Raw genomic sequence first — 12,954 nt, forward strand, 5'->3', positions numbered from 1 at the left:
CGTTTTCGCAAGTTCCACCAGCAATGCCGAGGTCGTTGCGCTGGTCTTAGCTTAGAAAGTGATTCTCAACGAAAGTTGCAGCGACCGATTTCCGCCCATCTGGAACAGCTCATTCAGGACGCCGCGACTCTTGTTCAAGGTCTCCTTCGGTACTCCCAGCTGTGTATCTCCGGGAGCAAAGCCAAAGTCATAGTCGCCGAACACAGGATGGTTGAACACGTTGAACGCATCTACCTTGAACTGCAGCTTGAACTTCTCAGTCAGATTGAACTTCCGCCCGACCGACATATTCACTTGCCAGATCCCGGGTAGCCGTAATTCATTGCGACCCAAGGTTCCCTGCCGTGTGAAGAATGGCGTCTTACCGTTCGCACCGCCAAGTACAAAAGGCGGTAGAGCAAAAGCATCGGGGTTCAGACGCTGGCCTCCCGGGACGCTTGCATCGTCTATCCATTGGGGCATGCCCGCAACAACATCGGGACGAATTTCCAATGTGGTTCCGTCCAGCCGATACAAAGTGCCGGCGCTCAGATCGAAAGGAGCACCAGTTTGGGCGTACACGGTGGAATCAACGGACCAGCCGTTCGCCAAACTTTTCACGATCAAACCGAGTGGTTCAGGAAGTGCTCCAGTTCTCAACTTCGGTATTTCGTATGTGACGGCTGTGGAGAAGTTGTGCCGCACGTCGAAGTCGGCATTGCCTCGCGTCATACTGCCATTGCTGGCTTCGTCCGAAACAGTATCAAGGGCGTGTGACCAGGTATAGCTCGCCATCATCTGGAGGCCATTCGCTAGACGGCGTTGATATTGTGCCTGTAGCGAGTTGTAATCCGACGTCGATGCATTCGTCGTGTACATAATCATCCAATAATTCGGATTAGGCCGCGGTCCAAGATTGTTATTGAGCAGGTTATTCAAACGGTGCGTAGTCAGCATGTCGCGCCCTGCCGAGGCTACGTAGGAGAGAGTAAATGTCTGATTATTGCCTAACGACTGCTGAAGCGCCACATTCCATTGCAGCGTATACGGCAGCTTAAGGTCCGGGTTCGTCGCGAAGACATTCGATGCTATCGTTGCCGGGTAAGGCTGGGTCGGCAAAGCCGGAGCCGCCGCCTGTGCAGCCGAGACCGGATACGGTAGGTTTTTCGTATTCAACGATACATTGAATGGATACAGACTAAAACCATTCAACGACTGCCCGCTCCCCAGATCGTAAAAGACGCCGAAACCGCCGCGCAGCACGGTTTCCCGTCCGCTGGCCTGATTCAACTGGTAAGCGACTCCCACCCGTGGCGCAAAGGCAGTATAGAAAGTTTTATAGAAAGGCGCATCAGGCGGCGCCAAGGTTGCAGTTGAAGTATCGAATCCTGATTCCAGGTTGCCGGTGATGCCGGACAGAATGAGTGGCTTTATCCCATTCGCATCGCTGGGCGGCGGGTTCAGCTCCCAACGTACTCCATAATCCACGGTTAGACGCCGCGAAGCTCTCCAGGTGTCAGCTAGATATAAGGAGAGATTGTCAAAGCGTGGGCGAACTGCTTGCTTCTGAGTGACATTGAGGGAGTACAGTCTTGGTACCCAGCCAGCAACCCCTGTATTCACCATTAGGTCCTGGCTGTTAACGGAAGCCATTGAGTAGTACTCTGTGGGGCCGTATGTTGGAGAGAGACGCCGATAGTCAACGCCGAACTTGAGGTGGTGACCGCCCATAGCATATGACAGGTTATCCACAATGTTTATCTGTCGATTGTATGAGTCATTGAAATCACCCGCCTGAAGAACGGACGTACTGCCACCGGGTATATTAATAGTGAATGTACCAAGCCGGGTGCCAGTTCCGGTATTACCGTTTAGAAGGATCGACGGATCTATAGGAACTGCTCCGCCGAAATCGTCCATGGTGCGGTTGTATTGGCCTCGGCTCCTGGTGTAGTTCATCCTGAGCTCGTTGCTCAGATTGCAGGTCAAGGCGGACGTTGCGCCTAAGGTTAAAGTACGATTCGAAGCTACGTCGCCCGTCAAAACCATCATCTGACGCTCCAAATTATCGGAGGGCGTCTCTGCGTACCGCCCGAATAGCGTCAGCTTTTCGTTGAACGTATGGTCGATTCGAAGGCTGAATGCATCCATGCTGCTCGGGTTAGAGTAGGCCGCCAGGAACGGAGCCCAACCTGTAGGCTTTCCATTTAGGACTTTTTCTGGTCCGGTCGGAAGAGGCCATGCATTCAGGAGTGTCTGAAATGCCGGCGCTGCCTGCTCCCGTAATCTCAATGACGGGACATAACTATTTTCCGTTTCGGGCAAACGCAGACGCAGGCCTTCGTAAGAGAAGAAGAAGAAGGTCCTGTCCTTCACAATAGGGCCGCCGAGAGTTCCGCCGAAGTCGTTCATACGAAGTGGCGGCTTTAAATCCTTATGGAAGTAGTTGCGGGCATCAAGGACATCGTTCCGAAGGTAGTTAAACAAGCTGCCATGAAACGTGTTGGTGCCAGAGCGGGTAACCAGTTGAACTTGTCCACCCGGTTGCCGTCCAAATTCGGCCGAGTAGGTTGAGGTCTGGATTTTGAACTCTTCCATGGCATCAACCGAAACCATTGTGGCCGTCGTGCCCAGGGCGCTCATCCCTGGAGTTGCTCCCGACAGTTGCTGTCCGAGAGAGTTCGAGCCCCCGCCCCCGGCAGTGGCAATGAATCCAGCGTTGGCGCTGACACCATCAACATAGAAGGAGTTGGTGTTGCTCCTCTGTCCATTCACGCTGAACTGGCCGACGCTACCGCCAGCCGCTGTTGTCTGGACAACGCCCGGCGTAAGCATAACGAGCGATTGGAAGGTGCGTCCGTTCAGCGGAAGGTTGTCGACGAACTGGCGGTCGATAACGCTTGCGACGGTTCCATCCGAAGTATTGACTGTGATTGCGCTGGCACTAACCGTGACAGACTCGGCCGCTGCGCCTACCCTTAGCTTGATCTGGAGATCGCGGCGATCATTGGCGTTGAGCGTAATGTCCGGGATATCCACAAGCGCAAATCCTTCACGGAAGGCCTGCAGCTTGTAGTTGCCAGGTTCCAGTTGGGGCAGGATGAAACAGCCCTCTTTGTTCGTAGTGATCTGACGGCGAACGTTTGTGTTGATATTCGTCAAAGCAATCTTGACGTCCGGAATTGCTGCGCCTGTTTGGTCGACTACAGTACCTGTGATCGTTGCGGCGGTGCTCTGACCATAGCTCGCCGGGGTGAAGATTAATGTGGCAATAACCAACAGAACAACTATGGTCAGGCCCGAAGCTGAATAATATTGCGGACTTCTAGTATTCATCGCAGACTGCCCCCCTTTGTAATTGGGTCTGCAACAACAATTCCATGTGACTTCTGTACTCATGGTTGAACTTCATTCAGTATGTTTTCTGTAAGTTGTTCCACCAGTTTCAGCGACTCCCATACTTGAGGAGATCTCAATCGTGCGGAGGCCCCCTCTGAGGACGAACTCAAAGCCTGCCAGATCACACTGTCAGCATCGGCGGCAAGCTTCGAAATCAGGAAGACCTCATCCCTGAGATCCGTTGGCAGTGGTGGTTCGGAATTACTGGAGGTAGGATTAAAGAAAATCGGCATGAAGCTTTCTCTCACAGCTCGGATTTCGCGCTGCGTTCGTTCGGCATGCCTCCTCACGAGCGCTTGCCATTGCCGGCGTGATGTCGGCCTCATAGAGTTGAATTCCGGCACGGAAAGCGATTCAACGATTTGTCGTAGCGCAAGGGCTTCGAGTTGAGCTTCGGCGAGGTGGTTATACGCGTCGTAGGAGAACCGATGAACTTCGTCTTCAAGTTGCTTCCCTGACCACCGACCGGTTTGAGCCAGGTAATGGCGGATATCCGGGTTACCATTCTGCGCGTCAGCCGTGACCTCCACCTCTTGCACGTGAAGCCTCGTAGATGGAGCCCTAAGCTGTTGCTCTTCAGCTTCTGCTGCAGAGCGAATGGCCAGTCGCACTGCCGGACTTGGAGCCAGCGGAGCGAGCGCGCTTACTACTTCTTGCTTGCGCTCCTCCGTATCCACCACACCTTCCACCAGCAGTGTCCCTGGTATCTCCTGGCTAATTGTGAGTTGGTTCCCTACCAGGGCATTTACTTGGTCAAGACGTTCCAGCACACTGACTTCAAGCTCTGCAGTGCTGTGCGCGAGCGATGGCTCCAGACGAGCAAGCTTGGTAGGCGCCGATGACGGAACCAGGCCAGAATCGACATCGAAGACATTCGCTGCCACGTTGTCCACCGACTTCCGCTCAAACTCAGCTTCCACGAAGTGGTAAACCTCTGACTTGCCGCCCTGCTCGACTTGTAATGTCTGCTCAATCGCGTGTAGGTCTGAACGCCGGAGAGTCAAACTTGCATACTGCAAATTGCCGGGCCGGCTATTTTCGAATTCGAGAACGTAGACTCCGGGTTTCTCCTCGACGGTAACGTTTTCGAGGTGACCGGCTGCATGGGCAAATGTTTCCGCTGAAGGCGCAAATCGCCAAATGGCATCGTCGGTCAAGCTCAACTGCGGAGTTGATGGTGTTGAACGCAGTTTTGCGTTTTGATAAACAGCATGCGATCCGTCAGAGTTGGTCCATTCTCCGGCAACAAGAGCGCCGTTGGCTCCGTAAACGCGGTGGGCCACTTTTTTGCTGCCGGCTTGCCAAATATCAATTCTCCGGCGCGCTATCAAATCGCCGGTTGCAGCCACGCGCTGTTCCATATTGACGACGCGGTGCAGAACCTTGCCCGGCTGCTCAATGGCCGCACGCTCATCGAGGCTAGCGTTTCTCAGCAGGGCCATAGCCGAAACTGGCTGCGGGGGAGGCACCAGGAGTGCGGCTGCAATCAGAACAACGGTAAGCAAACCGGCAGCGATGGCGTGTTTGCGAATCGTCAGCCATTGCGCAGCGACTTCGAAGGGATCAAGAAGTCGACGAAGTTTCTGCAACGGAGAGTCATGTGAGGTGGTGGACTGGAGCTGCCTCTCAAGCTGGTTCAGTTTGAGTTCAAAACCGCTCCAGTCCTGCGGTGGCGGCTGGAGTTCTTCGGAATACGCAGATTGCTGAAAGTCGAAGTAAGCGGCAATAGCGTCTTGGAACTTGGCACAATCTCGCCGGCATTCCCAGCAAAGGTCCAGATGCGTCTGGACGCTGCGCACCTCAGTCGGCGCAAGCAGGCCGTCCAGAAAGCGGACTAGGACCTCGGGGGAGGGATGCTGGCTGTCAGCAGATGCGGTATAGCTTCGGCTAAACATTTAGCTTTGCCTTTACCTTTCCTAGTCCGCGGTGAACATGTGCCGCAACAGCCTCGATACTCAAGGCCATCACTTCTCCCACCTGACGGTAGGACAACCCTTTTGCCCTTAAATAAAGCACCTGTTGCTCCTGATCGCTCAGGCGCTTGAGGACGCTGCAGACCAATTCGTACCGTTCCTTTTGCAGAAGATTTTGCTCGGGCGTGGGAGAAGGGTCACGCCGAAATTCAAGCACCTTGTCCCAGGTTGGCGGATCGATTGCTGCTATGAATCGTCCTGTCCGCTTTTTGTCCAGCGCCAGGTTACGAGCAACGTGGAATAGCCAAACACGAGCGTTATCGATGGACTTGCGCTTGTGCAACTGCTGGTATAGGCGAAGAAAACATTCCTGGGTTAGTTCTTCTGCTTCAGCGGGATTCCCGAGAATTAGGAGCAAGTATTGATAAACACGCCCACGCAGTGTTTGAAACAAATCGGACACAGTGTTCCTGATATCGTCCACAGGGTCCAAATTTGCCGCGACCGGCCACGATGGGGCCAGCGTACCATCTTCGTTAACTATGTCGGCGTGGGGTTGCAACACTGATACTCATCCAGTCTTCGATGGGCACGCTACTAACGGCTGCTCTGCCTTCATCTTAAAGACGAATGAGTCCGGAAGTTCATACAATTTTTTTGTAGTGCACCTGTGGTCGCGTTAAATGGGGCGAATCGAGAGCGTGGGCTGCGGATTCTTCACCTGCGCCAAGGAGCCAACTCCAAAATGTCGATTGCGTCTTCAAGATTGCGTCCCACTTCTCGCACGCGTTGGAGACTTCGCAAATGCAGCGAACTCAAAATCCTGTCGACCAAAATCGGTCGGCCCTGCGCTTTCTCAGAGGGTACTGGCTTAGAAACTACTTCGCCGGTGCGTACACAAAGACCGTAAATGTTTCCGGCTTTATGCTCGGGCGCTTTTGTCCTTCTGCCTGCGGACCGAAATCGGCGGTCGCTAAATAGATTTTGTGAGACTTGGGATCGAGCGCCATCGTCCGGGCGCCACGTGCAGTCGGAACGTTTCCCGCGACTTCGTACTTTCCATCCTGCGTCTGGCGGACAATCGTCAGTGTTCCTTCACCATTAGACGCGAACGCTAGCTTCAGGACCGGATCGAATGCCGCAGCGTCCGTTCCATCGCCGATCGGAAGTGCAGCGATCTGCTTCCTGCTTTTTACATCGACGACAACCATCTGCTTGTTTCCACAAACAGCAAAGAGGTGACCAAGCGTTGGGTCGAGTGCGAGTCCCGAAGGCTCGTCGCACCCGGTCAGTTTCCAGCGCTGCGCGGCCTTCCAAGTCTTCGTATCAACTGATGCGATCTCGCCTGTGTCCTCAACATTGATGTACACGCGGCCCGCATCAGCGGCGGCGAACTCCAACTTCCCTCCGAGAGGAACGGTGGCGATTACTTTTAACGTTGCAGGATCTATCGCCATCAAGTCTTTGCTGCGGCCATTCATTACGATGATGTGTTTCGAATTGGGGTCGTAGATGATGGCGTCGGGGTTCTCGCCAACCTTGATCTCGGCTTGCGGCTTGAGCGTTAGGGAATCGAACACCGTAACCGTTCCGGCGCGGCCGTTGGTACTGAAGCCCAGATGCTTCTCCGGAACCAGTGCGACGCCATGTGCGCCGGATGCGGGAATCTCGCCAACCTTTTTCCCTGCTCCCAGATCGATCGCTTCGATGTTGTTGCTGTGGGCAATGAAGAGCCGGTTGCCGGCTGGGTCTAGCGTCAGGTAGTCCCAGCCACCTTCGCCGCCAATCGTCCACTTGGCAACTTGTTCATAGAGCGGCTTGGAATCTTGCGCCGCAAGGGAGAGTGCGGAAAGCGAGAGCACGAGGAGTGCGAACAGTTTTCTCATTTTCATTTCCCTTCTGGGTGGCTGAGATAGTAGTGAACTGTTGGCGTGATGATGAGCGAAAGCACCATGGAGATGGCGATCCCGCCAATTACGGCAATCGCTAGCGGTTGCAGCATTTGCGAGCCTGCACCGAGGGCGAGAGCGAGCGGAAGCATACCGGCAGCTGCCGCCATTGCCGTCATCACGATCGGGCGAAGGCGACGGCGGCCGGCAAGGATCATCGCTTCACGCGGAGCCATGCCATCACGTCGAAACTTCTGATCGGCATCGAGCAGGAGGATACCGTTCTTGGCGACGATGCCGATGACCATGATCAGCCCCATGAAAGATGCGATGTTGAATGTCGTGCGCGTGACGAGCAACGCAAGGAACACGCCTGCCGTAGACAGTAGCGCCGAGGAGAGGATTGCGATTGGAGCTGCGAATGTCCGGAACTCAAACAGCAATACGATAAACACGAGCACGACCGCGAGTAGCAGGACGAGCATGAGGTCGCGAAACGACTTCTGCTGTTCCTCGTACTTGCCCCCATATTGAATGCGAATCGATGGCGGCACTTTCAGGTCAGTGACAGTCTTCTGCACCGCTGCGATGGCGCTGCCCAAGTCTCGGCCCTCGAGACGCGCCGTAACCGAAACGGCGCGCTGCAGATTCTCCCTGCGGATCTCCGTCTGCCCTGGAAGTTCTGCAACAGTTGCTAGCGAACCCAGTGTTGCGGTACGTCCACTGGCGCTGACGAGCAGCGTGTTCTTCAACGCATCCAGCGATGAACGGTTTGCGTCTGGGAAGCGGACGCGGATGGTGTAGGCGCGATCATTGGCGATAACTGGCGTGGCTGCGGGTTCGCCCTCCAGCAGCGCAGTGGCGTCTGTGGCAACCTCTTCGGGGGTGAAGCCGGCGCGAGAAGCGATAAGCGGATCGACGGTGAAGGTGGTCGCAGGCCCACTGATCGTATTTTCGATCCCGTTGCGCAGATCCACCACTCCGGGGACCTTGCTGACGGCGTCGCCAACCTTTGGCGCCCACTCGAGTAACTGTGCTCCATCGTTAGAAAACATCTTGATAAACACGTCCTCGGGTTCGTTGGAAAGATCCCCAATCATGTCCTGTAGAACTTCCACGAACTCCACGTCGATCCTCGGCTCTTCTCGGGCAATCCTGGCGCGCAGTTCAGAAACGATCTCCTCGGTATCGCGGTTGCGATCGAGCTTCAGCTTCACCGCAATGTCGCCACGATTCACCTCTGTCACGGCCGCCAGACCCAACTCAAGTCCGGTGCGTCGAGATGCTCCCTGAACCTCGGGTATATCCCGGATCATCTGCTCGATGTGGCCAACAACGCGATTCGTCTCGGCCAACGAGGTGCCCGCTGGCGTGAGATAGTCGACGATGAACCCGCCCTCATCCATTGGAGGCAGAAGGTCCGTACCGAGCGCCTTGTAGCCAAAGAAGGAGGCAACGATAAGCACACCGGCAAAGAGCGCCATCCAGCGAGGGCGTTCCAACGTGAATCGCAGCGATCTTTCGTAGAAATCGAGCATCCGGCGGTAATTGCGTGACAAGGACGCTTCTTCTGCAGATTCGATCTGCGCTTTGGTTAGCAGCCGGGTAGATGAATTCGCGGCTCGTCGCCCGATGAAGTACTGGCTGAGCGTTGGCGTCCAGGTAAGCGCCAGCACGAGGGACGTGAGCAGCGAGACTGACACCGTGATTGCCAATGCCCGGAAGAACAATCCTGTAACGCCGGTGATCGCAATGAGCGGCAAGAAGACGACGATCGGCGTAATCGTCGAGCCTACCAAGGGAACACTGATTTCGGACAGCGCGCTGCGAATAGCCTCGAGACGGCCCTGCCCGGCGTCTCGGTGAAGAGCGACATTTTCCACGACAACGATGGCGTCATCGATGACGAGCCCTACCGCCGCTGCGAGTCCGCCAAGCGTCATCAGATTGAAGCTCTGACCCAGGAGTTTCAACGCGATGAAGGTAATGAGCACCGTGACGGGGATGACCATCCCCGCAACGATCGAAGTTCCCCAGTCCCGCAGGAAAAGCACCATGATGAGCGAGGCCAGCACGATCCCGATGAGAATGGCATCGCGAACGCTCTTGATGGATTCCGTGACAATTTCTGACTGATCGTAGAAGGGCTGAAGCTGGATACCGCGCGGCAAAGACTGTCGAATTCGTTCGATTTCGGCGTGTACGGCATTCGCCACATCCACAGTATTGCTGTCGGGCTGCCGTATCACGTTGAGCAGCACGGCAGGTTTTCCGTTCGCCGTGACGGCCGTGTAGAGCGGTTTGATACTGCGCTCGACTGATGCGACATCTCCGATTCGCACCGGCACGCCAGCGGGCGTTACCTTGACCACAACTTTGGCGAGCTGTTCAGGATCGCGCACCTGGCCGTTGATCAACGTCAGGTAAAGCTGGTGGTTTTGTTCGATCAGGCCAGGCGAGTCGATCAGGTTCGTCCGTCGCACCGCATCCAGCAAATCACTAACAGTGATACTGGCAGCCAGTAGCTTCGCCGGACTGGGTGTAATGTGAAATTCCGGCTGCTGGCCTCCTTGCACAACCACGCTTGCCACTCCGTTCAGGCGGTTGAGACGCGGCTTCAGGTCGTAGTTGGCAGTCTCCCAGAGTTGCGTTTGCGGAACACTATCGGATGTCAGGCTATAGCCGAGAATCGGAAAGCTGGCGAAGGTCAATCGATGAGTCTGGATCGTTGCCGTTGCCGGAAGCTCGGCACGAACACCTGCAAGTGCGGCGTCAACGTGCTGCAACGTTTCGACCATGTCGGTTCGCCAATCGAAGAACAGGTCTATTTCAGCATCGCCCCTACTCGTGATGGATCGGACAGACTGGAGGCCCGGGACGCTGTTGACGGATTCCTCGATGGGGCGCGTGATCGTTACCATCATTTGGTCGATCGGCATCACGCCGTTATCAACACCGATCACCACGCGCGGGAAATCAGTCTGGGGGAATACGGAGATCGGGATTGTGAAGGCCACGTAGCTTCCGGCCACGGCGAGCACTACGGTGAGGAAGATGATCGATTTCGCGAACCGCGTGTACCAGTAGCGCTCGTCGCCCGGGCTGGAAGCGCGAATGCGATGCAGGAGATCGGGTATCGACATCGCTCAGTCCTTCTCGCCTGCAGGGGTGCCAATGTTTGCTTGTTGCCCGGTCGCCTCGGACTTTACCTGTGTGTTATCAGGAAGCCCATAAGCGCCGGTCGTCACCACGGTCTCTCCGGCATTGAGCCCCTTGACGATTTGCAGGATCTCACCACTTCGCACACCGGCTTCGACTTCGGTCTGATGTGCCCGACTGTCTTTTCCGACCACCATGACCGTCATCGTTCCTTCCGGAGTCTTGAGCAGCGCGGAAGCTGGGATAGTGATTGCGTTCTCGATGGTTCGTGCTTTGATGCGCACCTGTACGGTCGATCCCGGACGAAGAGCGCTTGCCTTGTTTGCGGCCTCAATCCAGACCTCCACGGTCGTACTCCCGGGATCGAGGGCCGGGCTCACGACCGTGACCTTCGCGGGAGTTTCTCCAGCGGAGGTCGAGATTGTCGCGGCGTCGCCGGGCCTCAACATGGCGACCTGGTCCTGTGGAATGTGTGCGCGCGCGATTACCGTTGAAGTGTCCATAAGGGTCAGGAGCGCCGTACCTTGCGCAGGCATCTCGCCGTTGTAGTTTGGGCGGTCAGTAACAACTCCGTCGATGGGACTGCGTATTTCCGTGTAGCTCAGTTGCGCCGCAGCGCCCTGGTACTTGCCTTGTGCGGAAGCCAGTTGGCCCGCCGCCGACTTCGCAGCCTGCTGCTTGCCTACTGCATGCATGGAAGCGAGGTGCTGTTCCGCCACTTCTGACTGCGCCCGTGCCTGAACAAGCGCGACGCCAGCCTGGTCAATATCCTTGCGCGGCAATGCTCCCTGTTTGAAGAGTTCCTGACGACTGTCGTAAAGCTTTTGTTGCGCGCTGTACGATTCGCGAGCGGCCCTTGCGTCCAGCTCCGCTTTGTTGAGGTCTTCCGGGAGCGTTGCGCGTGTGGTGGTTTCAAAGGCTGCCTGCGCCTGCTCGAGGGCGCCTTTATTTTCCGTCACCGCAGCAGCGATATCGCGGTTCTCGAGTATCGCAAGAAGCTGCCCTTTGCGGACGCGCGTACCACGCGTCACGAAGTATCGCCTCACAGGTGAAGCCACTTTCGGCGTGATAGCCGCTTGGCTTTTCGGGTAAAGCACAGCCTCTGTAGTGACCACCTGCTCAAGCGACGTCTTCTGCGCGACCGCGGTCTGAACGGTGACGACCGGCTCCTTTTCAGTTTCCTTCTTGCCGCAACCGAAGAGCGCGGCGGCCGCCGCGATACACAGAACCAGAATTGCAGGTCCGGCAATCTTTATGCGCATGGTTAGAAGCTCCCCGTAAGAGTTTGCAGACTTGCGATTGCCACACGGTATCGAACAGATCCATCGTCGTAATTGTTGCGGGCCTGCACGAGCATGTTCTGCGCATCGACTGATTCCAGCGCTGTTGCTTCGCCATCCCGGTACCGCAACCTCGTGAGGCGAAGGCTTTCCTCGGCAAGCTCGGCGGACTGCCGCAACAGATCGATTTGCGAGCGTGCCGTTTGTGCCTCGTCATAGAACTGCTGGAGGTTGGCCAGGGCCTGACGTTGTGCCGCACTCAGTTCCACTCGCGCCTGGTCGTGGCGCAACTGCGCCTGTCGAACCTTGCTCTGTGTCACTCCCCAATTGAAAATCGGCAGTTCCAGGGTTGCCGATATTTGATAGCCGAGGTTCCGGACACCGTCGGGAGCGCGGGTTGCGTATTGGTTCGCATCAATGCCGTAGAAGTAATTGAGAGACAGCGACGGGAGATGTCCGCCAATTGCCGCATTGACTTCTTGCTGCGACGCTCTCAGTGCGGCTACGGCAGCCGTCAGATCCGGATTGTTGTGCGATGCCAGGTTCTGCACGTGTGCAAATTCCGGGAGCGTGGGCAATTGCCGCAAGTCATCCACTAACTGGTACTCGCGCAGAAAGTTGGGAAAAATAAGAACTGCGAGTTCGAGCCGCGCCTTTTGCTCTGCGAGCCGGGCTTCCTGCACATCGCGTTCGCGTTCGTTGGACTGGAGCTGCGCCTTGATCACGTCAGAGTGCGCCACCTCACCTCCGCGTTCGAGTTGTTGACTGAGGTTGACGAAGCGCCGTGCTTCCTCCGACGCAAGCTGCGCGTTATGCACCTTGCGCGCTGCCACGACAACGACGTAGAAGTCTTTCACCACGGTTGTGACCAGTCCGCGGATGGCAACTTCCGCTTTAGCCCGGGCCAAGGCCTCCATCGAACGCGCGCGGCGGAAGTCCGCAACAGACGAGAAACTCAGCCCCTCGTGGACCAATCCCTGGCTGACATATTCACGGACTGAGTTCGCTCCCACGAAAGCACCGGTGGGAGTGCCGTTGGGCTGCGTGTAAATGGCTCCGGTCGTGAACGACGCATTGGGCAACATTGCCGCCTGCGCTTGCACACGTTCTTCTCGCGCCAGCCTCGATTCAGTCAAGGCCGCTCGAAATTGTGGCGCGTTCGCTTTTGCGAGGCGGATAGCATCGTCGAGCGTAAGGCTTATGGGGGATTGCGTGGGCGGGGAACCGGAGCTGGCACTTACTACGCCGTTCTGCGGCCAAGCCCACCAGGAGAGGGAGATTACGATTACAAGCGCAACATTTCGATGCACAAGGACCTCGTACAGAAAGCCTTAA

At 56.2% G+C, this 12,954-nt stretch carries 7 protein-coding genes; all 7 read right to left on the minus strand.

The window, feature by feature from the left end; translation table 11 throughout:
• Positions 1 to 51: 51 nt before the first annotated feature.
• A complete protein-coding gene (locus tag VN622_16120) occupies positions 52 to 3,315 on the minus strand; it encodes a carboxypeptidase regulatory-like domain-containing protein (protein HWR37388.1) in 3,264 nt (1,087 codons plus the stop codon).
• A 59-nt stretch (positions 3,316 to 3,374) separates the two neighbouring features.
• Positions 3,375 to 4,820, minus strand: coding sequence for a hypothetical protein (locus VN622_16125; GenBank protein ID HWR37389.1), 1,446 nt, complete (start codon positions 4,818 to 4,820; stop codon positions 3,375 to 3,377).
• A gap of 445 nt (positions 4,821 to 5,265) precedes the next feature.
• Complete coding sequence (locus VN622_16130) at positions 5,266 to 5,754, minus strand: RNA polymerase sigma factor (GenBank protein HWR37390.1); 489 nt, start codon at positions 5,752 to 5,754, stop codon at positions 5,266 to 5,268.
• 415 nt (positions 5,755 to 6,169) lie between these two features.
• Complete coding sequence (locus VN622_16135) at positions 6,170 to 7,177, minus strand: YncE family protein (protein ID HWR37391.1); 1,008 nt, start codon at positions 7,175 to 7,177, stop codon at positions 6,170 to 6,172.
• A gap of 2 nt (positions 7,178 to 7,179) precedes the next feature.
• The gene (locus VN622_16140) at positions 7,180 to 10,323 is read right to left on the minus strand and encodes an efflux RND transporter permease subunit (GenBank protein HWR37392.1); all 3,144 of its coding nucleotides are present in this window, start codon (positions 10,321 to 10,323) and stop codon (positions 7,180 to 7,182) included.
• A 3-nt stretch (positions 10,324 to 10,326) separates the two neighbouring features.
• Positions 10,327 to 11,601 carry an efflux RND transporter periplasmic adaptor subunit gene (locus VN622_16145; protein ID HWR37393.1) on the minus strand — a complete coding sequence of 425 codons (1,275 nt, stop codon included), beginning with the start codon at positions 11,599 to 11,601 and terminating at the stop codon, positions 10,327 to 10,329.
• Positions 11,602 to 11,603: 2 nt separating this feature from the next.
• Positions 11,604 to 12,929 (minus strand): TolC family protein, encoded by a 1,326-nt coding sequence (locus tag VN622_16150; protein HWR37394.1) that lies wholly within the window; start codon positions 12,927 to 12,929, stop codon positions 11,604 to 11,606.
• Positions 12,930 to 12,954 lie beyond the last annotated feature (25 nt).

This window comes from Clostridia bacterium (assembly GCA_035561135.1).
GTDB lineage: Bacteria > Acidobacteriota > Terriglobia > Terriglobales > Acidobacteriaceae > DATMYA01.